We start from the raw sequence: 26,734 nt of genomic DNA, 5'->3' as shown, positions 1-26,734 counted from the left end.
TAACAATAAATAAATTTATATGTATGCGATGATAAAGAAGAGTACATATTGAAACAATTTCAGAGAGCTTGTGGCTGGTGTGAACAAGTAATTGTACAATGTGGAATGGGCTTTTGAGCACCAAACCGAACCGAAAGTAGTAGGCCTTGGCGTTATATCCAGACGTTACTATGGATTAGAGAGATTTCACAGTAGTGAAATAATTAGGGTGGTACCGCGGTCCATTCGTCCCTATAGTTTTTTGGGATGAATGGGCTTTTTTGTTTGCCTTCTCTTCCCTATCACGCATTCAAATTTAGGAGGAAATAATTATGTCAGTTATCTTTTCTGGTATTCAGCCAAGCGGAACGATTACACTTGGAAACTATTTAGGGGCTATGAAGCAATTTACAGAGCTTCAAAACGAACACGATTGCTATTTCTGTATTGTAAACCAACATGCCATTACAGTACCTCAAGATCCTATACAACTTCGCAAAAACATTCGTAGTCTTGCTGCACTTTATGTAGCATGCGGCATCGATCCTGAAAAAGCTACTTTATTTGTACAATCAGAAGTACCTGCACACGCTCAACTAGGATGGATCATGCAATCTGTTGCTTACGTTGGAGAATTAGAGCGTATGACACAATATAAAGATAAAGCTTCAGGTAGAGATTCAGTTCCAGCTGGATTACTTACGTATCCACCATTAATGGCTGCTGATATTTTACTTTATAACACAGAAATCGTACCTGTTGGTGATGACCAAAAACAACATATGGAATTAACACGTGATCTAGCAGAGCGTTTCAACAAACGCTTCCGTGAAGTGTTCATAGTTCCTGAAATTCGTATTCCAAAAGTAGGAGCTCGCGTTATGTCATTAACAGAACCTACGAAAAAAATGAGTAAATCTGATCCGAATCCAAAATCAATGATCAGTATGCTTGATGAACCAAAAACAATTGAAAAGAAAATTAAAAGTGCTGTAACAGATTCAGAAGGTATCGTGAAATTCGATAAAGAAAATAAACCTGGAATCTCTAACCTATTAACAATTTACTCTTCATTCTCAGGAAAAACAGTTGAAGAAATAGAAGCAATGTACGAAGGAAAAGGATACGGCGACTTCAAAGGTGACTTAGCACAAGTAGTCGTAGAAGCAATTCGCCCAATCCAAGACAAATATAACGAACTAATCAGCTCCCCAGAACTAGACGAAATTCTAGACAAAGGTGCCGAAAAAGCAAACCGCGTTGCATTCAAACAACTACGCAAAGTAGAAAACGCAATGGGACTAAGCAGAAAGCGTAGATAATATATAAAGCGGAGGCGGCTCGTTTAGAATGTGAGGGGGATGGAGCTCCTGACGTAGAGGCGCTTTTTGCCTCGCAGGAAGGCGCGAAGCCACCGAACATTCTTGCCGCTGAAGCTGGATTTCATCAAATTAAAAAACCGCCAATTGGCGGTTTTTTAATTTACCTTTTGCTCATTTTCCATTTCCCATAACTTTTCAAAAAACGGCTGTCCTTTTACAAGGCGCTCGCATAATTGTTCGTGCTTCTCAGACCAGCCTGATTTCGCTTCATCATATAGTCTTGCCCAAATATCTTCAAATTCCATATCTTGGACCGTTCCATATGCTGACGGATCCCATTCTGTGTACCAATAGCGAATTTCCGCTGTGTTTTTCGTTGTATGTAATTGATCTAACGCCATAAATAATAATTGTTTTAGCTGTCTCTCTTTACGAGTTAAGCCATTCATAATGAAAGGCGATGGTGATAAAATATGATGTTCCTTTTCTGTTTCCTCTACTTGGAACTCATACTTTTCTGCTTGTACGTTTTCCACCATCTCATATACCATCTGCTCTTGGCGAGGTATAAGTCTACTTTTTCTAATTGGTACATTGTAACCAATTGTATCAATCGCAATAATTCCTTTTCCATCTGTAACAACAAAGCAATACTCTTGCTGCAAACGTTCATGATTTTTACGAATATAAGCCTTATGATGTACGTCTTCCAACAACTTTTGCGGAAGCTCTAACAATTCGTTCTCGATGTAATGATATAATGTGGCATCTACTTTTAATAATGGCACTTGATCTAATAGTTCAATCGTATCATCTTTCCGCCATTCGTAAAAATGACAAACGTTATACCCATTTTCTTCACCTTCAAACCAATTTACCCATACATCATGTAGATATAACATTCTCTATCCCTCACTTCACTACTGTTTGTACCAATCATTATGTTCATTTTCGCTTAACTTTATTCCACTTAAGGAAATATATTCTAATTATTATTTTTCCTTCTATAATATCTAAAAAAACAGGAGATAGACCTCCTGTTTTTCATGGAATACGAAATGTATTTGCTTTACTCAATATTTCTTTCGCATCTATAGGTAATAAAGACAGTGTATCTTCCCCTTCAAACGCTACACAATCTTTTACAATGTGAAATCCAAGCGCATAACCAAGCATTTTCGGATAAGAATGAAGTCCGTTTAATAATACGTCATGCTCCCTCGTTCCTCGTTTTATACTTATTCTTTCTTGAACAACGTTTTGCCAATAATAAATCGCCTCTTCTTTTGAAAGATATTTCGTCCACGGTGCATTATTTTTTTCTGTATATCTTTCCGTTACTGCTTGCTCAGCTAACCCTTCCATAATCATCGTATCAAGTAACGTATACTCTGTTTCTTTCGTCTCAATTTGATGTAACCTGCATATGTGGTGATATTCATGTGCCAATAACACTTTTAATTCTTCCACCGAATTCCGTCCACATACGAATAAGAAAATAACGTGACGCATAGATAATCCAGCTTTTCCGTTATACTCTTCTTGTACAGTTCGATTATACGAATCTGATAATAAAATAAAGATAGGGACATCCGGACCTTTTAACCAATTTTTCAATTTATCATACTCCATACGTAACTCTTTCCAAATTTCTTTTTTCTCTAATTCTTTAATTTCACGTTCTCCTCGCATTACTGGGCGATACATACCTTTAGAAATTAAAAAGCGATACAACCTTTCTTTTGGCAGTGGAATATACTTCGTAAATTTCTCACAAAGCTTTTCTGGCCGTCCATAATATAGATGTAACCACTCGGCTGTTTCAACAACCCCCATCTTTATCCCCCCTTTTTCTTATGTATATGCAAAAGAAGAAAAAGGCGTAAAAATAAATAAGGTGTTTTTTCGTAGTTTATTACGAAAAAACACCTTATTTCATCTATTATTTATACGATTTAAATACTAATACTGCGTTATGACCGCCGAACCCTAGTGAGTTACTTAATACAGCTTTTACTTCTTGCTGTCTCGCTTTATTCGGTACGTAATCTAAGTCACATTCTGGATCTGGTGTTTCATAGTTAATTGTTGGAGGAATTACTCCGTCCGTAATTGATTTAATAGAGAAGATCGCTTCAACAGCACCAGCTGCACCTAGTAAGTGACCTGTCATAGATTTCGTTGAGCTAATGGCTACTTTATATGCATGCTCACCGAAAGTTTCTTTAATTGCCATCGTTTCGTATTTTTCATTTGCATCGGTACTTGTACCATGTGCATTAATGTAATCGATATCTTCTGGCTCTAGACCTGCATCCGCTAAAGCTTGACGCATTGCACGCACTCCGCCTTCACCGCCAGGAGCAGGCATTGTAATATGGAATGCATCTCCAGTTGCGCCATAACCAGCGATTTCCGCATAAATGTGAGCACCACGTGCTAATGCATGCTCTAATTCTTCAAGAATTAGAATCCCTGAACCTTCACCCATTACGAAACCGCTACGATTTTTATCAAATGGGCGGCAAGCAGTTGCTGGATCTTCATTAAATGTTAATGCTTTCGCTGAACTAAATCCTGCGAATGCCATACTTGTTAACGGTGCTTCTGCTCCACCTGTAATCATTGCATCCGCATCACCGCGCTGAATTGCTTTAAATGCATCACCAATTGAGTTTGCACCAGATGCACAAGCCGTTACAGAACAAGTGTTAATTCCTTTCGCTCCAGTCGCAATAGATACTTGACCTGCTGCCATGTCTGGAATCATCATCGGTACGAAGAATGGACTCACGCGGCGTGGACCCTTCTCAGTAAAAATCTTAAATTGTTCTTCGTATGTTTCCATACCACCAATACCAGAACCAATCCATACACCAATTCGAGGTCCGTTTTCTTCTGTAATTTCAAGCTTTGCATCCGCAACTGCCATTTTCGCTGCTGCTACTGCATATTGTGTAAAGCGATCCATACGGCGCGCTTCTTTTTTATCAATATATTTCTCGACTTCAAAGTCGTTAATTTCTGCTGCTACTTTTGCTGGAAATAGTTCCGGATCAATTCTTGTAAGTCGCCCGATTCCAGATACACCCTTTTTTATGTTTTCCCAAGCTGTTTCAACATCTGTTCCGATCGGTGTAACAGCTCCTAGTCCTGTAATTACGACCCTCTTTTTTTCCATACAAAATACACTCCTTTTTTCTCTCAATCCTTATTTACCCCAACGAAGAGCTACTGCTCCCCATGTTAATCCACCGCCGAAACCAACAAGTATAATTAAATCACCGTCTTGAATACGTCCATTTTGCAATTCCTCTACCATTGCAATTGGAATGGAAGAAGCTGATGTATTACCGAACTTTTCAATTGTCATACTCATTTTTTCTTGTGGTAAATTTAATCTCTCTCTCGCAGATTCCATAATACGAATATTCGCTTGATGTGGTACTAAGAAATCCACATCCTCTTTCGTAAGACCAGCTTTATCTAACACACGCAGACAAGAATCTCCAAGTTGACGAACAGCAAATTTAAAGACTTCTCTGCCATTCATCATAACATACTCGTCTTGATAAAGATGCTTGCCGCCACTTCCGTCTGCTCCTAATTCGAAAGATAAAACGCCTCTTCCTTCTGAAACAGCTCCCATTACGATAGCACCAGCTCCGTCTCCAAATAGTACTGCTGTGTTTCGATCATTCCAGTCTACAATTTTAGATAGTTTATCACTACCAACTACTAATACATTTTTATAAGTTCCAGTTTGAATAAATTGCTGTGCTGTAATCATTCCGTACATAAAACCAGCACACGCTGCACTTAAATCCATTGCCGCTGCGTGTTTCGCTCCAATTGCCTCTTGAATCACACAAGCTACTGCTGGAAAAGCACGATCTGGCGTTACTGTTGCCACTAAAATAAGATCGATATCCTCTCCGCTAATCCCTGCATCTTCAAGTGCTTTTTTAGAAGCCTCTACGGCCATATATGAAGTATCTATTGTCTCATCGGCAATGCGTCTTTCTGCAATTCCCGTTCTCGTACGAATCCATTCATCGGATGTATCCATTACTTTCTCTAAATCGTGATTTGTGACTACTTTTTCTGGCACATATCTTCCGATCCCTAAAATGCCCACGTTCACATCGCAGCCCTCCGTTTTATATCAATTATTATGACTTGGTACTAATTTTAAAACATAAATTTACTTTTGTCTAGAATATATTTCAGCTAAAATAGAAAGCTAGCGTTTTATTCTCTTTATTTTTCAGTAAAAACAACGAAAACATACCTTCCCCTATTCTTCCCCTTACTTCGCTCGAAATATAAAAAGACCCGAACCGCTTCTACTCACGGTTCGAGCCCCTCTCCCCTCAAAAAGAAGGGTTTTATTCTTTGTCTGCTTTCCCAAGCTCATATGCTTCATTCATAACTTTCATTAATAACTCTAACACTGGTTGTGCCTTCTCCATATCAAGCTCAATTCCATTCGAATCTAAAATTGCCTTTGCTTCTGGTAAATGCTTCATTGCGATTTGTAAAAATTGCATGCTTTTTTCGTTCATATTATACTCTTCCTCTCCATTAAAACTTTCAATTCATAATCCATACAATAGTGTAACACGTGCACTATCCTTCGTATAACTCTTTATATTTTTTCATATGTGCCAATTGTTTATTTAAACCGTATTCTAACGGGGTATTTCTTTTTATCGGAATATCCTCGGCCGCTTCATCTCTTTCTTCCTTATTATTTTTATTCACTTTATCATCTGCACGTAAAAGATTCATCCCTTTTTCCCATAACGACCGTTTACCACTAAGTAAATTGTATATACCGAGATGCTCTCCGTTCGTTCCATTTCCCCATAAGTATTCGCATACATCTTCAATGTAAAGTAAATCGCTTCCTTTTTCCTCACTCGTACAACGGCACTCTTTCTCATCCAGTTCTGATAAAATGAGCTGATGATACATCATAAAGGATGGTTGCCACGGACCATATAATGTAGGAACTCGAAATACACTATATTGTAATTCCCCTTTTTTTAACCCTTCTTCTACTTTAGAAAATAGGCGTTTATTTTCGGATTCCCCTGTGCATCCTACCTCAATAGAAGAAATTAGATTTAGCTTTACTTTATTTTCTTCACACATTTTTATAATCCGCTTTAAATATTGTAATATGACTCTTTCATTCCGAAAGCCATTTTGCTGGTTTGGTTCACACAAACAAAAGTAAACTGCATCGAAATTCTCTTCCTCTACTGATCTCCATCCATCTTCATCTCTTATTGGATAGTACGTAAATAAAGCGTTTCGCCCAATTAACAATAACTTCTCTTCATTAATTTTTGTCATACTATCGTATTCATCAAAATCAAGACCATACACTTCTACTTCTTCTGCAATCATTTTATTCACAAGGTGATAACCTACAAACGTAAGTGCACCTATAATCAGCACGCGTTCCATACCACCAACCCTTTCCCCTTGAAACAAATAGCTCCTCATTTATGTATATGGGAGCCTCACAATTCTTCTTCATATTTTTTAAAGAAATCCGTTGTTTGTCTAACCATTTTATATTTCACATCTTGGAGATGGAATAAGACAGAAGTATCACATTGATTGAATTGCCTCATTTTCTCGTATTTACGTAACAATTGTTTTCTTCCTCTTTTTTCTTGTGTTGATACGAAAATTTTAACAGGTACACAAGACGGAAGAAGCGTAAATGATTTCTTATTTATTTTTGATTCTAATTCTTCTTCTTTGGAATCGTACGCCAAACTTAATTCCTTCACTAATCTTTTGTAAAAAAACTTATGCTCTTTTTCGAACTCCACATATTCTGGCAAATCTAAACACGGATTTAACATAATGACAGAACGTATACTTTCAGGGTATTTGTTCATCATTTCAAGCGCTACAAGCGCACCCATACCATCTGCCATAATGTGCATTTTCGTATTTAATGTCTCTTTTCTCAAAACAACATCATATAAACGTTTCGCTAGACGAACAGATTGGTCATTCCCCCAGTGTCTTCCATATAAATTAGAAGAAAAGACCGTGTAGCCTTCCTCAATAAGGCCATGTAAAAAATAAGATCTTCCCGCATGCTGTGTCCATAAACTTGTACCATTCTCAATAAAGTAGTTGTAATCACCGAGGAGCATAACTGAAAACCCATTTGGCTTCTCCGGTAAATAAATGACACATGGTTCTTTTTCTAAGTAAAAAAAACGTTCCGTAATACTCATTTTTCCCCCGCCTTATTTTCTAAACGTATAAAACCACTCTTTTATAATGTATGAACGGAATGCAAATTTGCGTTGAAAAATCTACAAATATTTTTCTATATTCTTTTTTCAATTGTGTTACAATAAGGACAGATTGAACGAATAGAGGTGTAAAATATGCGTTTCATTTGGGCATTAATTTGGTCGTTCGCGCTTGTACATATGATGAGCTACGTAATCGGCTCTATGACTGGCGGTACATACGATTTTAACCAAGCGTCTATTTTCTCAGTTGTTCTTGCGGTATTAGTATTAGCGATTTCAGCTGCAATTCCAAACGAGCCAGTAGAACAACACTAAAAAGAGTCCGGATTTTATCCGAACTCTTTTTTATTTTCATTTCACATGAACAACTAATTCGTTATTTTCTACATCAACAACTACGTGACTATTATCCGTAATTGTGCCTGCAATTAATTCTCTCGCTAATTTCGTCTCAACTTGACGCTGCACATATCGTTTTAACGGACGAGCTCCGTACATCGGATCAAATCCAGCTTCTACAACAAATTCTTTCGCTGCGTCTGTTAATTCTACCGTAATATGACGGTCAGCTAAACGACCTTGTAATTCTTTTACAATTTTATCAACAATACCTTTAATTTCATTCGTTGTAAGAGGCTTGAATAAAATAATTTCATCGACACGATTTAAAAACTCTGGTCGGAAATGTCCTCTTAATTGTCCCATGACAAGTTCTCTTGATTCCTCTTTAATGGAACCATCTGCTTCTAATCCATCTAATAAATGAGCAGATCCAATATTTGAAGTCATAATAATAACCGTGTTTTTAAAGTCTACTGTACGTCCTTGCGAATCTGTAATGCGTCCATCATCTAACATTTGTAATAAAATGTTGAATACTTCTGGATGCGCTTTTTCGATTTCGTCTAACAAAATAACGGAATACGGTTTACGTCTTACTGCTTCCGTTAATTGACCGCCCTCTTCATATCCAACATATCCAGGAGGTGCACCAATTAAGCGTGACACAGCATGTTTCTCCATGTACTCAGACATGTCGATACGAATCATTTGCTCTTCACTATCGAATAAAGACTGTGCTAACGTTTTTGCAAGCTCTGTTTTACCAACACCAGTTGGTCCTAGGAAAATGAAAGAACCAATCGGACGATTCGGGTCTTTAATACCAGCCCGCGCACGAAGAACTGCATCTGATACTAAGCTTACCGCTTCCTCTTGTCCGATGACACGCTCTGATAAAATTTGCTCTAATCGTAATAATTTCTCACGTTCACCTTCAACGAGTTTTGCGACAGGAATGCCAGTCCAGCGTGAAACAATATCAGCAATCTCTTCTTCACTTACTTCCTCACGTAATAAACGGTTTTCTTGTTTATTATTCGCGCCCATTTCTTCTGCTTCTTTTAACTCTTTTTCAATTGCAGGAATTTTTCCGTGACGAAGTTCAGCTGCTTTATTTAAATCGTAATTACCTTCTGCTTCTCCTAATTCACGGCGCAGACGCTCTAAATGTTCACGTAAGTCACGAACTTTGTGAATATCTTCTTTTTCTTTCTCCCATTTCGCTCTCATGCTACTTGCAACTTCTTTTAAATCCGATAATTCACGTTGCAATGTTTTTAGACGTTCTTGGCTACCAAAGTCCTTCTCTTTTCCAAGAGCGGCTTCTTCAATTTCCAGCTGCATAATACGGCGCGTTACTTCATCTAATTCTGTTGGCATAGAATCAATTTCTGTACGAATTGTTGCGCACGCTTCGTCAACAAGGTCAATTGCTTTATCCGGTAAGAAGCGATCTGAAATATATCGATCTGATAAAACAGATGCTGCTACAATCGCGCGGTCATGAATATTTACACCGTGATAAATTTCAAAACGCTCTTTTAAACCACGTAAAATGGAGATTGTATCTTCAACAGTCGGTTCCTCTGCTAATACTTGTTGGAAACGTCTTTCTAACGCTGGGTCTTTCTCAATATATTTACGATATTCATCTAATGTCGTTGCCCCGATACAATGCAGTTCACCACGAGCAAGCATCGGTTTTAACATATTCCCTGCGTCCATCGCACCTTCTGTTTTACCAGCACCGACGATTGTATGAAGTTCATCAATGAATAATAAAATACGGCCTTCACTCTTTTTAATTTCATTTAATACAGCTTGCAGGCGCTCTTCAAATTCACCACGGAATTTTGCTCCGGCTACAAGTGCACTCATATCTAATGCAAAGATTGTTCTATCTTTTAACCCTTCTGGTACATCTTTTTTCACGATACGCTGTGCTAATCCTTCAACAATTGCTGTTTTACCAACACCTGGCTCACCAATTAAAACAGGGTTGTTTTTCGTTTTACGTGAAAGAATGCGAATAACGCGGCGAATTTCACTATCTCGTCCGATAACAGGATCAATTTTCCCTGCTCTCACTTCCGCCACTAAATCACGGCCATATTTTTCTAACGCTTCATAAGTTGCTTCTGGATTTTGACTAGTCACTCTTTGATTCCCCCGAACTGTCATTAAAGACTGTAATAAGTTATCTTTCGTAATATGCAATCTTGTAAATAAATGATTGATATCGCCTTTTTCTTCAGAAAAAGCAAGCAATACATGTTCTACTGAAATGTAATCATCCTGCAGTTTTTCTGCTTCTTTCCCTGCTCTTACAAGCAGTTGCTGCAGATTGCTTGTTATATACAATTTCCCAACTTCTGCTCCGCTTCCCGTTACAGAAGGTTTCTTTTTAATTACATTTTCTACATCTTGCTTCAATGCTTCTATATCAACATTCATTTTTTGAAATATACGTACTGCTAATCCATCTTGCTCCTCTAATAATGCAAGTAATAGATGAACAGTATCCACCTCTTGGTGATGATGAGATACCGCTAAAGATTGGGCACTCATAATCGCCTCTTGTGTTTTCGTTGTCATTTGATTTAAGTCCATCTTTACAGCCCTCCAAAAGTTTGACTTTCTTTGACCTTTGATTTGATTATACGCCAACTTACTTTTTTATACAATAAATTTGCCTATGTATTTTCAAACTTATTATTGGAAAAAGAAAAAGGGAGCATTCATTATGCTACTTAAAAAAGTACAGTAAATGAAATTATATTATGTAACAAAAAAAAGCCGCAATAAAGATTGCGGCTTCTGTTACGGTTTTCTTTTATATGTCCACTGACGGTTATGATTCGTGTTATCTGGAAACTTTTCACCGGCAGTTAATTGTACCATTTGCGGATTTTTTACCATACTTCCCGTTTCACCAATTTCTACGTAAACGCCATCATTTGGCGCTTTTTGTCCAGAACGAAACCTGCGATTTTGTCCCATCTTCATTCTCCTTCCATGACGTCTTGCCTCATTAGTATATCCATTTTAAAAGAAAGCTTTTCTGTCATGTTTAGGAAACAAGTACTACAGTTCACCGATTTACAATATATATAATTACACAAGCTTAAGCAGGGATTACTTCCTTACTTGTAGAAAAAAAAGAAACCAACCTACCTGTAGGCTAGCTTCAAAGGAGAGTCAAACATATACGAGAAGATTACATGTTTATTATAAGCCTCCTCATACGGGCAATGTAACCCTTTTCACAATTTGTACATAATGAAAGAAACATTGTTTGAACTTTCTAAAAAAATATTGACTTTTCTTGATTTCCAACGAGAAATAGTAGACACCACCGTACTTTGCGACGTAAGATGGATATATAGTGAACTTTCCATCTATGGTGGTCTCACCCAGTCTAACCTCTTATTTCTGCATATTAAAAACGGAAATACAGATAGATACAAAAAATTATTATAAGAGGTGAAATTATGAGTAAACAACATTTAATCGCATTAGACTTAGACGGCACTTTATTAACAGACAACAAAATAATTTCCACTCGAACGAAACAGACAATTACAAAAGCAAAGGAACAAGGGCATATCGTCGTCATTTCAACAGGACGTCCATTCCGTGCTAGTTTTGATTATTATAAAGAACTTAATCTTAATACACCGATTGTAAACTTTAATGGTGCTTACGTGCATCACCCTCTTGATTCAAATTGGGGCACACATCACTCTCCACTTGAGCTAGCAACAGCCCAAGAAATTGTCCGAGCTTGCTTTGATTTCGGCGTAAAAAATATATACGCTGAAGTGATGGATGATGTGTACGTTCGTGAAATTGATGAAGATAAAAAACACATTTTCGAATTTGGTTCTCCAAAGATTTTCACAGGAGATTTATTAAATATTTTAAACGACCATCCGACTTGTTTATTAATTGACGCACACGATGATCATTCCGTTGCAATTCGTCAACATTTAACTGATATGCACGCTGAAGTGATCGATCATAGAAAATGGGGCGCACCTTGGCCAATTATTGAAATTGTAAAAAGTGGATTAAATAAAGCGGTCGGATTGCAAAAAATTTCTAGTCATTACAACATTCCAAAAGAGCGCATTATCGCTTTCGGTGATGAAGATAATGATTTTGAAATGATTGAATTTGCTGGTCACGGTATCGCAATGGGTAATGCAATACCTGAATTAAAATCACTCGCCAATCATACGACATTAACAAATGAAGAAGATGGCATCGCTCTATATTTAGAAGAGGTTCTTGGATTGTAATCTAAAAATTCCCTGCTTATAGTTTCTCGCCAAACGCTCATACTATAATTAGACGCCGAGTTAACGCGTCAATTGTTTTCAGCTAAATAAAGGGGGTTTTTCGAATGGGTAAAAAGAACAAATCAAAACGTTTTATCCAACAAGGAGCCGATGCTGTTATGAAGCATGATGCAAGATTCCCGTACAGAGGTACATTAGCTGAGGCAGAAAAAGCGAGAAGTAACTCTTCTTTTGGAGGGGTTTAAATGGGGAACTTACTATTCCAACAAGCTAGAGATGCTGTTGCAAATGCCGTATCTTGTTCAAGCGGCGCTGAACAACAAGATCTCGTATATACAGCAAAAAACGCTTTGCAATCCGCTTACGCAAACTCTTCAACTGCTGAGAAAGTTCAGCTACGCGAGATGCAGGAGCAGTTGCAAAACATTACGAATTTGCATTAAAAAAGAGGACCAGCTTTGGTCCTCTTTAATCTTTTCGAAACAATCCGAATACCCCGACCGTTTGCAGTATATTTGTGAACGCACCTGGGTCTACTTGTTTAATAACCCTTTCTAATTCGTACAACTCGTAACGAGTAATAACCATCATTAACATTTCCTTATTTTCATTTGTGTAAGCACCTGTTGCAGGTATAGTTGTAATCCCTCTCACTAATCGTGAGTGAATCGCCTTTCGTACGTCTGCACCATTTTTCGTAACGATTAACGCTGTTATTTTCACATGGCGAGTATGGATGGCATCAATAATTCTCGTTGATACATATAAAGTTACTAACGTATATAACGCTTTCTCCCACCCATACACATAACCCGCAGCGATAATAATAATTGCATTAAAAAAGAAAAAGTATGTACCGACAGGTTTATCTTTTATCTTAGATAAAATCATCGCAATGATATCTAAACCACCTGTAGAAGCACCCCATTTTAACGCAACCCCTACCCCAATCGCTGAAATAATGCCGCCAAAAATTGCATTTAGTATAATATCGTTCGAAACCGCTCGAACTGGGATAATTTCTAAAAACAAGGTCATAAATATAACGCATAGAAAACTAAAAAACGTAAAAGCCTTCCCAACCTTTTTCCACGCTAAAATAACGACAGGAATATTAAATAAACTAAACAACACCCCTGTAGATATATGAATAGATAAAAAATCACCTAATATTTGTGATAGTAATTGAGACAATCCAGCAAAGCCACTCGCGTACACTTTCGCTGGTGTTAAAAACAAATTCATTCCAATCGCATTTAATAAACCTGCGATAATTACAACGATTAATTTCTTAATAAGTTCGGTATAATTCAACTTCAAATCCATCTCTAATCCACCTTTACCCTTCATAAATGCACCGCTATACATAGTCTTTACGAAAAAGGAAATGATAAACGTACAACGTTTAGAAATGGAGTTGATACATATGCCACATACGAGTGATAACGACAAAAAAGCTCGCGATAATAATGCAAAACGCACGCAAAAAAATGAGCAAGAGCAAAAAAATATTCAGCAGGGCAAGCGCGCATATTCCAAGAAGACTGATCACCTTTGATCCCATCGTACATCAACATAATTGTTGATGTACTTTTTTTACATTTCACAGGAAAAAACATTAAAAATTCACTTCATGTTCACTTCTATATTCTACAATAGCGATAACATATTCGGATGAGGTGTTAGCATGAGAGGGAAACATATTTTCATTATTACTGCACTAATAAGTATATTAATGCTTTCTGCTTGCGGACAAAAGAATGGCTCAGCTACAGTCGCTACAGCAACAGACTCAACCATTACGAAGAGCGACTTCGAAAAACAATTGAAAGATCGTTACGGAAAAGACATGCTATACGAAATGATGGCATACGACGTTATTACGAAAAAATATAAAGTATCTGACGATGATGTAGATAACGAGGTCCAAAAAGTAAAAAATCAATTTGGAGACCAATTCAAAGGATTTTTAGAAAACAATCGTTTAAAAGATGAGGCTGATTTCAAAAATCAAATGAAGTTCAAACTCGCTCTGCATGAAGCGGTTAAGAAAAGCGTTACAGAAAAAGACGTGAAAGACCACTATAAACCAGAAATTAAAGCGAGTCACATTTTAGTAAGCGATGAAAATGCAGCGAAAGAAATAAAGAAAAAACTAGACGCTGGTGCTTCATTTGAAGAATTAGCAAAACAAGAATCACAAGATCTACTATCAAAAGAAAAAGGCGGAGACCTCGGATACTTTAATTCAGGTACAATGGCGCCTGAATTTGAAACAGCTGCCTACAAACTAAAAGTTGGCGAAATTAGCAATCCCGTCAAATCAACGAACGGCTATCACATTATTAAATTAACTGATAAAAAGGATTTAAAGCCTTATGATGAAGTGAAAGACTCCATTCGTAAAAACTTAGAAGAAGAACGTATCGCTGACCCTACATTCAGTCAAAAACTATTACAAGACGAATTAAAAAAGGCAAATATTAAAATAAATGATAGTGAATTAAACGATACATTTTCTCTTATATTTGAGCGGGGAAACTAAAAAAGCACGGTCTTATTTAAAAAGATAAGACTGTGCTTTTTTTATTTCATGTTTTATTGCTTGTATTCTAGCCTATGATACATTCTTCTGCATAGCAAACAAATACTTGCTTTTCCGAACGTAAAGATACTATATAATACTCATCTTCAAAATGCCCTACTATATAACCCATTTCCCCCGCCAGTTCAATTGTTTCTTTATTGAAATATACTCTTGTCCGATCAAATTTCATATACTTTATGATACTCTCTAACTCATTTTCGTTTACTTCCTTTTCAGAGAAAAGGAACATGAGGCTTCCCTCCATACATACAGGAGAAATCACATCGAAAATATCAGTTGCAGGATCATACTGGTTTATTAAAATTGCGCTCTTTACGATCGACTTTTTCCAGTTTAACTCTTTTAATTCTTTTTCCCAAATATAATTTTGCACCTTTGTTAATTCTTCTTGAACCCCTTCACAATTCACTAAAAGATATAAATGAAATTTCGACATCATTGTTTCCATAAATTGTTCCATGCTTGTATCAACATCAACTATATATCTATTAATTGTTGATAACAAATTCAAAATTTTATCATTTTCAAAATTATCATGCTCATCTAATACTAGAAAATATTCGTTTTTTTCCGTTGCAGGTTTGTGTATTTCAATATATTTATCCATATTTTCTCCTTATATCCGAATGGATTGTCCGCTGCGATTCCTTTTGCTTCGCTTTTTAATACGTTATCCCATGCATCATATTCATAGCTTGCGACTATTTGTCCATCTTTGTCGGTCATTGCTATTACGTCACCGCGCGGGTTGTAGTGGTAGTATACCGATTGATCTTGTATTTTCATTGCTAGGCGGACGCCGTCTTTATTGTAAACGTATTGACGGAGGACTTTTCCGTTTACGTTCTTTTCAATACGACGGTTTTCGTTGTCGTATTTATATGTTGCGAACGGTTTGCCTTCCCCTTTTTTCGTTACAGCAACAAGTTGGTCTGCTTCGTTCCATGTGTATGTGTATTTCCCATCAGATGTACGGTTACCATTTGCGTCATACGTTAACGATTCGTTTCCGAATTTTAGAAGTTGATTTCCTTCGTTAAATGTTGCGATTACTGATTTTGTTTCTTTTCCATTTTCTGTTACTTTCACGCTCGTACGATTGCCAAATCCATCATACGTGTAGTCTCTAACTGTTCCATTTGGTGTAGATTCTTTTAATAATTGATTAATTGGATCATATACATAATTTGTTTCCGTTATTTTCCCATCAGGACTTTCATGTTTAATCTTCGTACGTTTTCCTGTTTTGTCATACTCATATTTCTCTAATAGTAGCATTTGCTTTGGTGTTGCAATAGCTAAATCCGATAGTTTCCCTGTTTGATCATAATTATACGTTGCACTAGCATCATTCGGTGCGATATACGTACGTACGTGGCCATTCTCATCTGTTTTCATTCTTACAATTAACAATTTAAATAATTTTCTGATGATCTCCAATATAAAAACGACAATATTGTGTCTTTTTTTCTAAAAATGTATATTTTCCGACAATTTACCATTTTATATTCTTTTTTCCTTATAAATACAGTAAAATATTTGTAGATTAAACGTTTTATTACACCTTATTTACTTTTTATCTACTTTATAATAAAAAAAAGAACTATTTTTTCTCTTAAAAATTTAGAGAAAAAATAGTTCTTTTTCATTCACTTTATTTCTTAAAGTAAGTCCAACCTTCTTCTTGGTAAATCTTTTCTTCTTTCATCATTTTACCAAGCGCACGCTTAAACGCAGCTTTACTCATATTGAAACGTTCTTTAATGTCTTCTGGGTGGCTCTTATCCCAAAACGGCATTGCTCCGCCTCTTTCTTCCATATATTCATAAATTACTGCAGCATCATCTTCCATTCCTTCTTCTTTACGAGGAAGAAGTGAAATGTTGATTGTACCGTCATCTTTCACGTCAATAATACGACCTGTTACACGCTCACCGATGCGGACTTGTTCTTTTCTTTCTGTATGGTGTAAGAAAGCACGGAAATGCTCATCAGTTAGTATGAATGAACCAACTTGAAGTGAACGATACACACGTCCATTGACGTTTTTATTACGCATAGATGGCGTCGCATCTACGATAATTTCTTGCATATCACTGTCTCTTGCTGGAAGAGCGATTAAACGATCACGATTCGTTAATTTTAACGTACAATATAATTCGTCGCCTACTTCTGGCCATACTGGCATATAAATCGGGAACTCATCAAGTGGAATTAGTATATCTTTTGATACACCAATATCAACAAACACACCTAAACTAGGAATAACTTCTACAACCTTTACCCAATTCCAATCATGTGTTGTAATAATTGGTTCCTTCATTGTTGCTGAAATACGATTTTGATGATCAAGGTATAAGAATACATCAATCGTATCGCCTTCTGCAATTTCTCCAGCTACTTCGTTTTTATGTAGGAAGATTTCTTCCTCTTCGTTTCCAACCATATATCCGATTTCCGTTTCGCGTAAAACAGTTACCTGTTCAATCGATCCTAATTGCAAATACATATTTTTTAATTCCCTTCTATATATATAAAGTTATCTTTTTTATCATTCCAAACAAAAGTTAATTATAACACGATTTTTCCTTTATTTGTCCAACTGCCCAAAATTCACTATAATAAAGTGAAGCTACATGAATATCAGTATGAAAACACTTAAGTCTAAGCTCGTTTTCAGCTATACTTTAGTATGTACAGTACATAAAAAGATTAAAAATTTATTTGGAGGTGCTAACTATGGCAAAAGATAGTTCTTTTGACATCGTTTCGAAAGTAGAATTACCTGAAGTAACAAACGCAATTAACATCGCATTAAAGGAAATCCAAAACCGATATGACTTTAAAGGAAGTAAAAGTGATATTAAACTAGAAAAAGAAGTACTTGTTTTAACTTCTGACGACGAGTTCAAATTAGACCAAGTAAAAGACGTTTTAATTTCTAAACTTGTAAAACGTAACGTTCCAATTAAAAACTTGGACTATGGAAAAGTGGAAGCTGCGACTGGTAACACTGTTCGCCAACGCGCAACGTTACAACAAGGTATCGATAAAGATAACGCGAAAAAAATTAACAACATCATTAAAGAAATGAAATTAAAAGTGAAAACACAAGTACAAGATGATCAAGTACGTGTTACAGCGAAAAGCCGCGATGACTTACAAGCAGTAATCGCGGCCGTTCGCAGTGCTGACTTACCGATTGACGTACAATTCATTAACTATCGCTAAAAAGAAAACTCCTCTTAATTAGAGGAGTTTTTGTATTTATTAAGAGCAGCACCATATCGCTTTATCAAATGATTTTTTCGGAATATATACTTTATCATTTTCGATTTTGTATTGAATATTATTTTTTTTAAAAGCTGCTGTGTCAACAGAATGAATACTATCACCCCACCGAACAAATTCCCTATCGTCACCGATGTCCCCAAAATACAAACTTACAAATACGATAAGAAGACATGAACATAGAGCGAGCAACTTCTTTTTCTGCAAATATCTCACCTCATCTGTGTTTCCTTTTAACCGCAATTAAAAACGCAATAAATAATACGTTCACACCGACGATTAAGGAGATAAATAACCAATTCACACCTGTTTCTTTACTAACAGTATACACATTCGATTCTTCGCGCTTTAAAACGAGATAGAACTTCCCGTTTTCTTCTCTTATAATTTCGTCTTCTAACAATCCTCTTAACTGTTGTTTTTCACCAATTGCACTTGCAGGTAAGGCAACTTTTTGTGTTTCTTTCGTATTATTAATTGCTACTAATGTTACTTCATCTTTGTACTTTCGTTTTAATATACTCATTCCATCTTTATCATATAAAAGTTCAAACGTACCACGTCGTAAAGATGGTCTCATTTGTCTAAGTTCGCCAAGCTTTGTTATGTGCTGCATAAACTTTTCATCTGATTTAAAATCCATTAATCGGCGATTATCCGGTACGCTTCCTCCATCTAATGCGATTTCAGTTCCGTAATAAAAATTCGGAATCCCTGGTGATGTTAATAAATAGGTAAGAGCTAGTTTCAAACGTGATGGCGGGTAATACATATTTTCTTTTGCGATACGTGCAAACCTTTTTGTTTCTTGATTATCTAAAAACGTAACAAACTCCTCTTCTTTTTTACTCACATCATATAACGATTTCACCGATACATCCGCTTCGGAAAACGATTCTACTATTTTTTCATTGTATTCACTATCTTCTTTTGTCATAATACGAAAATCTTTCTTTATCACTTGCATATCCTTTTGAACGTCACCCCAGAAAGAACGCGGCTTTTTTTCACTATGTATTACATAACTTCCATCTAAATCGACTTCTTTTACCCACCATTTCATCGAGTCGATTACTTGTTGTTCGTTTTCTCCAAATGGAAATTGAAATACAACTTTCATTCCTTTTTCGTGAGCTTCTTTTACAAGCTCTTTCACATCATTTTCTGTTCCGAAATGTTCATTTACTTTTTGAAAATTTCGCACGTCTAATCCATCATACTGTCCACTTTCAAAAAGCGGCGAAAGCATAACAGTCGTAAAACCCATTTCTTTTATATAATCCAGCCTTTTTATAATCCCTCTTATATCTCCGCCCTGATAACCTTCTAAATTACCAACGTCTAACTGCTTGTCATTTTTCGGTTCTCCATTATTGAAGCGATCAATCATAATCGAATATATGACTTCATCTCGCCACTCTCTTTTTTCATCTGCAAAAGTATGTATTGGTACAAACAAAACGACAGCTAAACAAAAACAAATGAATAGGTTCCTAGTCCATATTTTTTCCACACGCATCCCCCAAGTTTTTTAATTGTAAGAATATTATACCAATTATCCAAGCAAATCGCATACGCTGATTTCATTCCTTCAAAAATACATAATGTTAGATTTTCTTACATGATTAATAAAATTTTCTAAAAATTCAGTTTATTTTCACCTCAATTTCGAATATGATATAAAACATAACAAACAATGTAATATTTTCTAACATTACAGGAGGGGATTGAATGAATACGGGAGATACAGTTTTTATGTTTGTAACGACAGTAATGGTCATGTTAATGACACCAGGATTAGCACTTTTTTACGGAGGCATGGTTCGTAGTAAAAATGTATTGAGCACAACGATGCACAGCTACAGCGCAATGGCTATCGTCTCAATTCAGTGGATTGTAATCGGTTATTCTTTATCTTTCGGACCAGATTGGCACGGACTTATAGGCAATCTCGATTGGTTCGGCTTAAACGGAGTTACCTACGTACCAAATCCAGACTACTCATCTACTATTCCTCACAATTTATTTATGATGTTCCAACTCATGTTCGCTATTTTAACTCCAGCTTTAATTTCAGGTGCATTCGCTGAAAGAATGCGTTTTTCTGCCTTTCTTATTTTTATTCTTCTATGGACAACACTCGTTTACAATCCCGTCGCTCATTGGGTATGGGGCGTTGGCGGATGGCTAAGAGAACTTGGCGCGTTAGACTTCGCTGGTGGTAATGTCGTTCATATCACTTCTGGTGTTGCCGGTCTTGTATTAGCGATCTTCCTCGGAAAACGAAAAAACATAAACGGTACCTCTCCTCACCATTTACCATTTACGATGTTAGGTGCAGGTTTACTATGGTTCGGGTGGTTCGGTTTTAACGTCGGGAGTGCATTATCATTAAACGACGTCGCTTTAACTGCATTTATTAATACAAATATAGCCGCCGCTGCCTCTGCTCTAACTTGGATGCTATCTGAATGGTTCTTCCAATCGAAACCGACTGCGATGGGAGCTGCTTGCGGGGTTGTTTCCGGTTTAGTCGCAATTACGCCAGCTTGCGGATTTGTTACACCTTTCTCCGCCCTTCTTATCGGAGCAATCGGGGGCGTATTATGTTTCGGTGCTGTCTTCTTCTTGAAAACGAAATTTGGGTACGACGATACACTTGATGCATTCGGATGTCACGGCATTGGAGGAACTTGGGGCGGTATTGCAACTGGACTTTTCGCAACTACTACTGTAAACGGTGATGGCGCTAACGGTCTGTTTTACGGAAACGCAGCTTTACTATTTAAACAACTTGTCGCAATCGGAGCAACATATGCATTCACAATTATAATGACATACGCCATTATTAAAGCGATCAACTACTTCCTCCCTGTTCGGGTAGATGAGCACGAAGAACATATGGGACTTGATATTTCGATGCACGGTGAGAAGGCTTATGAGTATACTGAGCGAGTGAATTAAAAAAGAGATGCAATCTACTACTAGTAGATTGCATCTCTTTTTATTATACTGTCGGTGGTATACCCTAGTTGGTATATTCATGAATATATCAGCGATTATTCGGATATATCGACGATTTTTTAAATATATCAGCGATTCTTTCATTATATCGACGTTTCGACACAAAATATCGATTTACCAACAAATTCCGACATGATAAAAACGAAAAATACCCCGTGTAAAGTTTATTTTACACATAAAAAGACGACCGAAAACCGGTCGTCTTTTTCTATTTATTTCGGAGCATTCCCTACATATTGCGTAATATCAACATTTAACGCTTGAGCTAAACGCATACCGTACTCTTGATCTGCACGGAAGAAGTTACAAACAGCTAATAATTTCGTGCGCTCATTTACGTCTTTTAAGTCGTTTGTTAAGTTTGCAATTAAGTTATCTTGCTCTTCTTTAGAAAATGAACGGTAACGCTCCCCTGCTTGTTTGAAGTCATTTGGTTTCTCAATTTTTTCACGAGATACGTAGCCTTCTACTTTCATAGTTGAATCGCGGTAAGTTGGATCTTCAACCGGATTTTCCGTATGACGGCTCGGTTCGTAGTTTACCGTAGATGGGTTTTGATTTACTTGCATTGCACCATCACGTTGTTGGTTATGAACAGCTGCATATGGGCAGTTTACAGGAATTTGTAAGTAGTTTGCACCAAGGCGATAACGCTGTGTATCTGGGTAAGAGAATAAACGTCCTTGTAATAATTTATCTTCAGATGGTTCAATACCATTTACAGTTGCACTCGGAGAGAACGCCACTTGTTCTACTTCCGCAAAGAAGTTTTTCGGATTACGATTTAACGTCATTGTTCCTACTTCCATTAATGGGAAACGATCTTCGGGCCATACTTTCGTTGGATCTAGTGGATCAAAGTCTAAAGAATCCGTTTCATCTAGTTGCATCACTTGTACGTGTAAATCCCACTTCGGATAATTTCCTTTTTCGATTGCATCGAACAAGTCACGAGTTGCATGGTTGAAGTCTTTCCCTTGCACTTCTTGCACTTCTTTTGCATTTAAGTTACGTACACCTTGCTGTGGTTTCCAGTGATATTTAATGTAGACGATTTTACCTTCTGCATTAATCCATTTAAATGAATGGACACCGAAACCTTCCATTTCACGATAACTCGCTGGTGTACCGTAATCAGAAAATACCCACGTCATCATATGTGTAGATTCCGGACTTAACGTCATGAAATCCCAGTAACGATCTGGCGTTTGAATGTTTGTATCAGGTGCTGGTTTTAAAGAATGCACCATATCAGGGAATTTAATTGCATCACGAATGAAGAAGACTGGTAAGTGGTTACCTACGATATCGTAATTTCCTTCTTCTGTATAAAATTTAACAGCGAACCCACGTGGATCACGAGCTGTTTCCGGAGAACCTTGACCATGAATAACCGTTGAGAAACGAACAAATACAGGCGTTTCAGTTCCTTCATTTTGTAAAAATGCGGCTTTCGTATATTGCTTCATGCTGTTTTTCGTTACGAATACACCGTGAGCACCTGCACCACGCGCATGCACAACACGCTCTGGAATACGTTCACGATCAAAATGTGCAAGTTTTTCTACTAAATGATAGTCTTCTAACAATACCGGTCCACGGCGACCAGCTGTACGAGAGTTTTGATTATCTCCAACTGGAGCACCTTGGTTTGTTGTTAAGCGATTATTTGGATTCATCTGGGGATCCTCCTCTTTCTTTCGTAGTAATTATTATTTATTTAAAATTATTATAAACTAATTATTATTCAAAACTAAATCTTTGTCAACTATTCCCTTCATTTTTTTGGAAACAATTTCAGCTAAACAATCAATAAATACAGGTTGTGCATTTGGCATATTCGGTCTAAAATATTGGGCGTTTAATTCATCCGTTACAACCTTACATTCATAGTCGTTGTCATATAAAACTTCTAAATGCTCTGCCACAAATCCAACTGGGCAATATACGAAAGATTCATATCCATGCTCTTCAAATAAATCTCTCGTTAAATCTTGCACATCTGGTCCAATCCATGGGTCTGGTGTATTTCCTGCACTTTGCCAACCAATTGTATAGTGCTTTACACCTGCTTCTGTAGCAATTAAATCTGCTGTTTGCCGTAATTGCTCTACGTATGGGTCACCTGCTGCAATAATCTTCTCTGGTAAACTATGCGCCGAAAAAATTACGACTGCTTTTTCTTTATCTTTAACTTTTGTAAACGTTTCTTTTATTTGATCTGCCCAATAGGAAATAAACTTCGATTCGTCGTACCATTGTTCAATTGGTTCAATAACAGGGCCACCAATTTTTTCCGAAAGACGAATCGCGCGTTCATTATACGCTTTAATGCTGAATGTAGAGTAATGCGGTGCTAATACGATACTAATCGCATGCTCAATCCCATCTTTCTTCATCTCTTCTACTGCGTCTTCTATAAATGGTGCAATATGTTTTAATCCTAAGTAACAAGTAAATTCATACTCTGTAAATATATTATTCATTGAATCCGTTAATTTATGCGCTTGCTCTTTCGTAATTTTCGCAAGCGGTGATATTCCACCAATTGCTTTATAACGCCCGATTAAATCTTGGAGCGCTTCTTCTGTTGGCTTACGCCCATGACGGATATGTGTATAATACGCTTCTACATCATCCAATGACTCCGGCGTTCCATACGCCATTACGAGTAAACCTATTTTTTTCTTTGCCATCTATTTCACACCTCAATTTTTGAAAATGAGAATCTTTTTCAAGAACGTTTGTTTCCAATTATAACAAGCAATAATAAGTACGTCAAAATAATAATTCTAAATAAATATTATTTATAAGGTGGTTTTTAATTTTATATGACAATTTATTTAATAAAAAAAGCGGCTCACGTACATGTAAGCCGCTTTTTTGCTATTCTTTAATATTTACCCCATACTCTTTAAACCAAACGTGAATTTGTGCTAAATGAGCTAGAAGTTGCGGCCCAGTCATTAATTGACCGAACCAAGGTGTTTGGAATGCACTTCCGCCTGAGTGGATTAATCCATTCAATTGCTCTTTATCAAACAATTCATGCAAAATTGAGCCTTTATCCGTTAATAGATCCTGTAGCCATACTGTTACCGCTTTTGTATAATGCGGGTTATGCGTTTTCGGATAAGGACTCTTCTTTCTATATAAAATGTCATGTGGAAGTATCCCTTCTAAAGCTTTACGCAATAGACCTTTTTCGCGGTTTTCATACATTTTCATTTCCCAAGGAATATTCCACGCATATTCGACAAGTCGGTGGTCCGCAAATGGAACGCGCACTTCTAAGCTTGCTCCCATACTCATGCGGTCTTTTCTGTCTAATAATGTTGTCATAAACCATACCATGTTTAAATAAAATAATTGTCGTCTCTTCGCTTCTAGTGGGCTTTCTCCCTCTAAAATAGGAACTTCTTGAATGGATTCTTCATAGCGCCTTTGTACATATTGTTGTAAATTTAATTTACTTCTCCATTCTTTCTTCAGAAGTTGTTCACGTGCTTCTGTAGAGCGCATCCATGGGAATGCACTTGATTGTAAATCATCTTCTCTATAAAACCACGGATACCCACCGAAGATTTCATCTGCACATTCTCCAGATAAACCGACGACAAAGTCTTGTTTAATTTCGCGGCAAAACCATAATAATGAGGAATCGATATCTGCCATACCAGGCAAATCACGAACGAGCACCGCTTCTGTTAAACACTCTGCTAGCAGTTCATTTGAAATGACGCAACGATGGTGAGTCGTTTGAAACGTTTCAGTCATTAAGTTAATAAACGGCGCATCTGAATTGGGTTGGAATGCATTTGCTTTAAAATATTTTTCATTATCTTCATAGTCAATAGAATACGTGTGTAATGGCCCTTTCCCTGATCTTTCATATTCTTTTGCGGCAATTGCTGTTATAGCACTTGAATCTACACCACCTGATAAAAAAGTGCATAACGGTACATCAGAAACGAGTTGCCTTGTAATAGCATCTTGTAATAAAAAGCGTGTTTTCTCTACTGTTTCTTCAAAGGAATCTTCATGTTTTTTGCTTTCTACATTCCAATATCTCCATATACATAAACCATTTTTTGAAAATGTCATTGCGTGGCCCGGTCGTAATTCTTTTATACCAGCATAAATACCGTGACCAGGCGTTCTAGATGGTCCGAGGCCGAATATTTCTGATAACCCTTCTAACGTTACTTCAGCCTTCACATCAGGATGCGCTAGTATCGCTTTTAACTCTGAGCCAAATAGTAATCGTCCACTATCATATTTATAAAATAGCGGTTTTACACCTAATCGATCTCTTGCAATAAATACTTGTTCTTTCCGTTCGTCCCATACAGCAAACGCATATATACCGTTTAAATGATCGACACATTCTTCTTTCCATTCAATATACGATGCTAATAATACTTCCGTATCAGAATGACCTTTGAACGTATATCCTCTTCTTAAAAGTTCCTTTCGAATGTCTTCCGTGTTATAAAGTTCGCCGTTATAGCAAATTGCATAATTCGCTTCATCCTTTAAACAAGTCATCGGCTGTTTACCACCCTCAGGGTCAACAACGATTAACCGTTTATGCCCAAACGCGACATTACCCTTAATCCAAACTTTATTATCATCTGGGCCACGCTTCGCTAACGTCTCAGCCATCTTCATAACGACGGCCCTTTCTCCTTCTAATGAGCGTTTATAATCCACCCATCCTGTAATCCCGCACATATAAATCATCCTTCCATCTTATTACTTTTCCTGAACGTGCAGTAATCCCCACTCTAAAAGTGCGGATACAAAAAAATGACAAACTTGACGATAACCTACCATCCGTATACGGAATAGTAATTTCACTCAGTAAAACGTGTTTTATTGTATGCCCACCTATGTCCGGATGTGTCTAGTTATAAAGAACGCGCGAACTGTCTATAACAAGAATAACTACTTTTCATAAAGGAGAAATCATGTATGATACAACGTAAACATATTTTATATAACCAGCCTCGTGCTCATTCAGTCGGTAATGTAGAATATATAAACAATGAATGGGTATTCTTTGATGATGAAAATGACGAAGCATTTTTATTAGAAGATATTGCCGAAGATGGCTTTGAGGTTTTATATAACAACAACTGGCTACCAGCTCGTTTTTATGAACAAAACATATTGCAAATCGCAAATGAACAACATCCCCTCCAAAACGGGGAAATGATACGCATTCGTAAAAAATTACTCCTTAGCTATCATGAATGGCTTGAGGAATTACCCGATTCTGTTTTTGCGTTATTAACAGAATCATTGCAATCACTTCATTACTCTCTATATGATTGCATGTATTGCCATAATTATTTATCCTTCTTACCGAAAGAGGAAGCATGCGAGGGAGTAAATATTCTTTTATTTGATAATGAAGAGATGATCTGTACACTGCAGCACTATTTCGTTCGTCACTCTTCTTCAAATAAAAATATTTTCCGTTTTACGAAAGTAAATGGAGAAGAGTTGCATATCGATGCGACATAAAAATAAAAACCACCGTATCCCCCAAACATTTGAGAGATACGGTGGTTT

27 protein-coding genes, 1 pseudogene and 1 other annotated feature are annotated in these 26,734 nt (G+C 36.8%); of the genes and pseudogenes, 10 read left to right on the top strand and 18 right to left on the bottom strand.

Translation table 11 applies throughout. The features are described 5' to 3' along the window. Positions 1-19: 19 nt before the first annotated feature. Positions 20-236: a binding site (T-box leader), on the top strand. Between the two features lie 75 nt (positions 237-311). Continuing rightward, positions 312-1,301 (top strand): tryptophan--tRNA ligase, encoded by a 990-nt coding sequence (trpS, locus tag JDS98_RS13310; protein ID WP_000110979.1) that lies wholly within the window; start codon positions 312-314, stop codon positions 1,299-1,301. A gap of 155 nt (positions 1,302-1,456) precedes the next feature. Here the strand turns inward: trpS and JDS98_RS13305 are convergent, their stop codons facing one another. The 7 genes from JDS98_RS13305 to JDS98_RS13275 all read right to left on the bottom strand — a co-directional run bounded on the left by JDS98_RS13305 (position 1,457) and on the right by JDS98_RS13275 (position 7,567). Then, on the bottom strand, positions 1,457-2,203 hold the full coding sequence (locus JDS98_RS13305; RefSeq protein ID WP_098911382.1) for a YjbA family protein: 747 nt from the start codon (positions 2,201-2,203) through the stop codon (positions 1,457-1,459). 142 nt (positions 2,204-2,345) lie between these two features. Further along, positions 2,346-3,137 carry a DUF2268 domain-containing putative Zn-dependent protease gene (locus JDS98_RS13300; RefSeq protein WP_000539318.1) on the bottom strand — a complete coding sequence of 264 codons (792 nt, stop codon included), beginning with the start codon at positions 3,135-3,137 and terminating at the stop codon, positions 2,346-2,348. Between the two features lie 106 nt (positions 3,138-3,243). After that, a complete protein-coding gene (gene fabF, locus JDS98_RS13295; RefSeq protein ID WP_000412641.1) occupies positions 3,244-4,482 on the bottom strand; it encodes a beta-ketoacyl-ACP synthase II in 1,239 nt (412 codons plus the stop codon). Between the two features lie 30 nt (positions 4,483-4,512). After that, positions 4,513-5,445, bottom strand: coding sequence for a beta-ketoacyl-ACP synthase III (gene fabH / locus JDS98_RS13290; RefSeq protein ID WP_001100553.1), 933 nt, complete (start codon positions 5,443-5,445; stop codon positions 4,513-4,515). Between the two features lie 244 nt (positions 5,446-5,689). After that, complete coding sequence (locus JDS98_RS13285) at positions 5,690-5,866, bottom strand: ComZ family protein (protein WP_001003338.1); 177 nt, start codon at positions 5,864-5,866, stop codon at positions 5,690-5,692. Positions 5,867-5,930: 64 nt separating this feature from the next. After that, positions 5,931-6,803: an NAD-dependent epimerase/dehydratase family protein gene (locus JDS98_RS13280; protein ID WP_140158592.1), complete on the bottom strand. Its 873-nt coding sequence runs from the start codon at positions 6,801-6,803 to the stop codon at positions 5,931-5,933. A gap of 29 nt (positions 6,804-6,832) precedes the next feature. Beyond that, on the bottom strand, positions 6,833-7,567 hold the full coding sequence (locus tag JDS98_RS13275; RefSeq protein ID WP_000028709.1) for a lipase family protein: 735 nt from the start codon (positions 7,565-7,567) through the stop codon (positions 6,833-6,835). A gap of 156 nt (positions 7,568-7,723) precedes the next feature. On the opposite strand from JDS98_RS13275, the gene JDS98_RS13270 reads away from it, so the two are divergent. Further along, positions 7,724-7,906 carry a YjzD family protein gene (locus JDS98_RS13270; RefSeq protein WP_001211112.1) on the top strand — a complete coding sequence of 61 codons (183 nt, stop codon included), beginning with the start codon at positions 7,724-7,726 and terminating at the stop codon, positions 7,904-7,906. Between the two features lie 36 nt (positions 7,907-7,942). Here JDS98_RS13270 and clpB read toward each other — a convergent pair whose 3' ends face one another. Both clpB and JDS98_RS13260 read right to left on the bottom strand, forming a co-directional pair. After that, positions 7,943-10,543, bottom strand: a complete 2,601-nt coding sequence (gene clpB, locus JDS98_RS13265; protein WP_098911383.1) for an ATP-dependent chaperone ClpB — start codon at positions 10,541-10,543, stop codon at positions 7,943-7,945. 210 nt (positions 10,544-10,753) lie between these two features. Next, positions 10,754-10,933, bottom strand: a complete 180-nt coding sequence (locus JDS98_RS13260) for a YjzC family protein (RefSeq protein ID WP_016082481.1) — start codon at positions 10,931-10,933, stop codon at positions 10,754-10,756. Between the two features lie 491 nt (positions 10,934-11,424). On the opposite strand from JDS98_RS13260, the gene JDS98_RS13255 reads away from it, so the two are divergent. The 3 genes from JDS98_RS13255 to JDS98_RS13245 all read left to right on the top strand — a co-directional run bounded on the left by JDS98_RS13255 (position 11,425) and on the right by JDS98_RS13245 (position 12,677). After that, the gene (locus JDS98_RS13255) at positions 11,425-12,234 is read left to right on the top strand and encodes a Cof-type HAD-IIB family hydrolase (RefSeq protein WP_000043171.1); all 810 of its coding nucleotides are present in this window, start codon (positions 11,425-11,427) and stop codon (positions 12,232-12,234) included. Positions 12,235-12,338: 104 nt separating this feature from the next. After that, entirely contained in the window at positions 12,339-12,479 is a 141-nt protein-coding gene (locus JDS98_RS13250) for a hypothetical protein (RefSeq protein WP_000516816.1), read from the top strand. Next, entirely contained in the window at positions 12,480-12,677 is a 198-nt protein-coding gene (locus JDS98_RS13245; protein WP_000527396.1) for a DUF3813 domain-containing protein, read from the top strand. 25 nt (positions 12,678-12,702) lie between these two features. Here JDS98_RS13245 and JDS98_RS13240 read toward each other — a convergent pair whose 3' ends face one another. Continuing rightward, on the bottom strand, positions 12,703-13,560 hold the full coding sequence (locus JDS98_RS13240) for a YitT family protein (protein WP_000364440.1): 858 nt from the start codon (positions 13,558-13,560) through the stop codon (positions 12,703-12,705). 100 nt (positions 13,561-13,660) lie between these two features. Between JDS98_RS13240 and JDS98_RS13235 the strand changes: the two genes are divergently transcribed. Continuing rightward, positions 13,661-13,792, top strand: coding sequence for a DUF3941 domain-containing protein (locus JDS98_RS13235; RefSeq protein WP_001120851.1), 132 nt, complete (start codon positions 13,661-13,663; stop codon positions 13,790-13,792). A 129-nt stretch (positions 13,793-13,921) separates the two neighbouring features. Continuing rightward, entirely contained in the window at positions 13,922-14,779 is an 858-nt protein-coding gene (gene prsA / locus JDS98_RS13230) for a peptidylprolyl isomerase PrsA (RefSeq protein ID WP_001214219.1), read from the top strand. A gap of 67 nt (positions 14,780-14,846) precedes the next feature. Here the strand turns inward: prsA and JDS98_RS13225 are convergent, their stop codons facing one another. The 3 genes and pseudogenes from JDS98_RS13225 to JDS98_RS13215 all read right to left on the bottom strand — a co-directional run bounded on the left by JDS98_RS13225 (position 14,847) and on the right by JDS98_RS13215 (position 17,351). After that, a complete protein-coding gene (locus JDS98_RS13225) occupies positions 14,847-15,449 on the bottom strand; it encodes a hypothetical protein (protein WP_016108001.1) in 603 nt (200 codons plus the stop codon). Positions 15,450-15,460: 11 nt separating this feature from the next. Further along, positions 15,461-16,243 (bottom strand): annotated as a pseudogene (locus JDS98_RS13220) (RHS repeat domain-containing protein); the annotation flags it as partial. A 253-nt stretch (positions 16,244-16,496) separates the two neighbouring features. Further along, positions 16,497-17,351, bottom strand: a complete 855-nt coding sequence (locus JDS98_RS13215) for a CvfB family protein (RefSeq protein ID WP_000281280.1) — start codon at positions 17,349-17,351, stop codon at positions 16,497-16,499. A gap of 230 nt (positions 17,352-17,581) precedes the next feature. Here JDS98_RS13215 and JDS98_RS13210 point away from each other — a divergent pair, with 230 nt between their 5' ends. Further along, a complete protein-coding gene (locus JDS98_RS13210) occupies positions 17,582-18,073 on the top strand; it encodes a YajQ family cyclic di-GMP-binding protein (RefSeq protein ID WP_001040146.1) in 492 nt (163 codons plus the stop codon). Positions 18,074-18,112: 39 nt separating this feature from the next. Here the strand turns inward: JDS98_RS13210 and JDS98_RS13205 are convergent, their stop codons facing one another. Both JDS98_RS13205 and JDS98_RS13200 read right to left on the bottom strand, forming a co-directional pair. After that, positions 18,113-18,340 (bottom strand): hypothetical protein, encoded by a 228-nt coding sequence (locus JDS98_RS13205; RefSeq protein ID WP_199631886.1) that lies wholly within the window; start codon positions 18,338-18,340, stop codon positions 18,113-18,115. Positions 18,341-18,350: 10 nt separating this feature from the next. Continuing rightward, positions 18,351-19,646 (bottom strand): alpha-amylase family glycosyl hydrolase, encoded by a 1,296-nt coding sequence (locus JDS98_RS13200; RefSeq protein ID WP_000412000.1) that lies wholly within the window; start codon positions 19,644-19,646, stop codon positions 18,351-18,353. Positions 19,647-19,864: 218 nt separating this feature from the next. Here JDS98_RS13200 and JDS98_RS13195 point away from each other — a divergent pair, with 218 nt between their 5' ends. Beyond that, a complete protein-coding gene (locus JDS98_RS13195) occupies positions 19,865-21,097 on the top strand; it encodes an ammonium transporter (protein WP_199631885.1) in 1,233 nt (410 codons plus the stop codon). Positions 21,098-21,369: 272 nt separating this feature from the next. Here the strand turns inward: JDS98_RS13195 and katB are convergent, their stop codons facing one another. The 3 genes from katB to asnB form a co-directional block, all read right to left on the bottom strand. After that, on the bottom strand, positions 21,370-22,836 hold the full coding sequence (gene katB / locus JDS98_RS13190; protein ID WP_001069169.1) for a catalase KatB: 1,467 nt from the start codon (positions 22,834-22,836) through the stop codon (positions 21,370-21,372). Between the two features lie 57 nt (positions 22,837-22,893). Then, positions 22,894-23,853 carry a ferrochelatase gene (gene hemH, locus JDS98_RS13185; protein ID WP_001075094.1) on the bottom strand — a complete coding sequence of 320 codons (960 nt, stop codon included), beginning with the start codon at positions 23,851-23,853 and terminating at the stop codon, positions 22,894-22,896. Positions 23,854-24,043: 190 nt separating this feature from the next. Beyond that, complete coding sequence (asnB, locus tag JDS98_RS13180) at positions 24,044-25,891, bottom strand: asparagine synthase (glutamine-hydrolyzing) (protein ID WP_000333956.1); 1,848 nt, start codon at positions 25,889-25,891, stop codon at positions 24,044-24,046. 240 nt (positions 25,892-26,131) lie between these two features. Between asnB and JDS98_RS13175 the strand changes: the two genes are divergently transcribed. Further along, the gene (locus JDS98_RS13175) at positions 26,132-26,686 is read left to right on the top strand and encodes a DUF2777 domain-containing protein (RefSeq protein ID WP_199633966.1); all 555 of its coding nucleotides are present in this window, start codon (positions 26,132-26,134) and stop codon (positions 26,684-26,686) included. Positions 26,687-26,734 lie beyond the last annotated feature (48 nt).

The sequence above is a fragment of the Bacillus cereus group sp. N11 genome, assembly GCF_016483605.1.
GTDB lineage: Bacteria > Bacillota > Bacilli > Bacillales > Bacillaceae_G > Bacillus_A > Bacillus_A toyonensis.
Note: the sequence above shows the minus strand (reverse complement) of the source record. Positions and strands in the feature narration are given on the sequence as shown.

What these genes read in the sequence shown, in the direction of transcription:
- trpS (WP_000110979.1), top strand. Translation starts at nt 312, where the DNA reads ATGTCAGTTATCTTTTCTGGTATTCAGCCAAGCGGAACGATTACACTT.
- JDS98_RS13305 (WP_098911382.1), bottom strand. Translation starts at nt 2,203, where the DNA reads ATGTTATATCTACATGATGTATGGGTAAATTGGTTTGAAGGTGAAGAA.
- JDS98_RS13300 (WP_000539318.1), bottom strand. Translation starts at nt 3,137, where the DNA reads ATGGGGGTTGTTGAAACAGCCGAGTGGTTACATCTATATTATGGACGG.
- fabF (WP_000412641.1), bottom strand. Translation starts at nt 4,482, where the DNA reads ATGGAAAAAAAGAGGGTCGTAATTACAGGACTAGGAGCTGTTACACCG.
- JDS98_RS13285 (WP_001003338.1), bottom strand. Translation starts at nt 5,866, where the DNA reads ATGAACGAAAAAAGCATGCAATTTTTACAAATCGCAATGAAGCATTTA.
- JDS98_RS13275 (WP_000028709.1), bottom strand. Translation starts at nt 7,567, where the DNA reads ATGAGTATTACGGAACGTTTTTTTTACTTAGAAAAAGAACCATGTGTC.
- JDS98_RS13270 (WP_001211112.1), top strand. Translation starts at nt 7,724, where the DNA reads ATGCGTTTCATTTGGGCATTAATTTGGTCGTTCGCGCTTGTACATATG.
- clpB (WP_098911383.1), bottom strand. Translation starts at nt 10,543, where the DNA reads ATGGACTTAAATCAAATGACAACGAAAACACAAGAGGCGATTATGAGT.
- JDS98_RS13260 (WP_016082481.1), bottom strand. Translation starts at nt 10,933, where the DNA reads ATGGGACAAAATCGCAGGTTTCGTTCTGGACAAAAAGCGCCAAATGAT.
- JDS98_RS13255 (WP_000043171.1), top strand. Translation starts at nt 11,425, where the DNA reads ATGAGTAAACAACATTTAATCGCATTAGACTTAGACGGCACTTTATTA.
- JDS98_RS13250 (WP_000516816.1), top strand. Translation starts at nt 12,339, where the DNA reads ATGGGTAAAAAGAACAAATCAAAACGTTTTATCCAACAAGGAGCCGAT.
- JDS98_RS13245 (WP_000527396.1), top strand. Translation starts at nt 12,480, where the DNA reads ATGGGGAACTTACTATTCCAACAAGCTAGAGATGCTGTTGCAAATGCC.
- JDS98_RS13240 (WP_000364440.1), bottom strand. Translation starts at nt 13,560, where the DNA reads ATGGATTTGAAGTTGAATTATACCGAACTTATTAAGAAATTAATCGTT.
- JDS98_RS13235 (WP_001120851.1), top strand. Translation starts at nt 13,661, where the DNA reads ATGCCACATACGAGTGATAACGACAAAAAAGCTCGCGATAATAATGCA.
- prsA (WP_001214219.1), top strand. Translation starts at nt 13,922, where the DNA reads ATGAGAGGGAAACATATTTTCATTATTACTGCACTAATAAGTATATTA.
- JDS98_RS13225 (WP_016108001.1), bottom strand. Translation starts at nt 15,449, where the DNA reads ATGGATAAATATATTGAAATACACAAACCTGCAACGGAAAAAAACGAA.
- JDS98_RS13215 (WP_000281280.1), bottom strand. Translation starts at nt 17,351, where the DNA reads ATGTATTTGCAATTAGGATCGATTGAACAGGTAACTGTTTTACGCGAA.
- JDS98_RS13210 (WP_001040146.1), top strand. Translation starts at nt 17,582, where the DNA reads ATGGCAAAAGATAGTTCTTTTGACATCGTTTCGAAAGTAGAATTACCT.
- JDS98_RS13195 (WP_199631885.1), top strand. Translation starts at nt 19,865, where the DNA reads ATGAATACGGGAGATACAGTTTTTATGTTTGTAACGACAGTAATGGTC.
- katB (WP_001069169.1), bottom strand. Translation starts at nt 22,836, where the DNA reads ATGAATCCAAATAATCGCTTAACAACAAACCAAGGTGCTCCAGTTGGA.
- hemH (WP_001075094.1), bottom strand. Translation starts at nt 23,853, where the DNA reads ATGGCAAAGAAAAAAATAGGTTTACTCGTAATGGCGTATGGAACGCCG.
- asnB (WP_000333956.1), bottom strand. Translation starts at nt 25,891, where the DNA reads ATGTGCGGGATTACAGGATGGGTGGATTATAAACGCTCATTAGAAGGA.
- JDS98_RS13175 (WP_199633966.1), top strand. Translation starts at nt 26,132, where the DNA reads ATGATACAACGTAAACATATTTTATATAACCAGCCTCGTGCTCATTCA.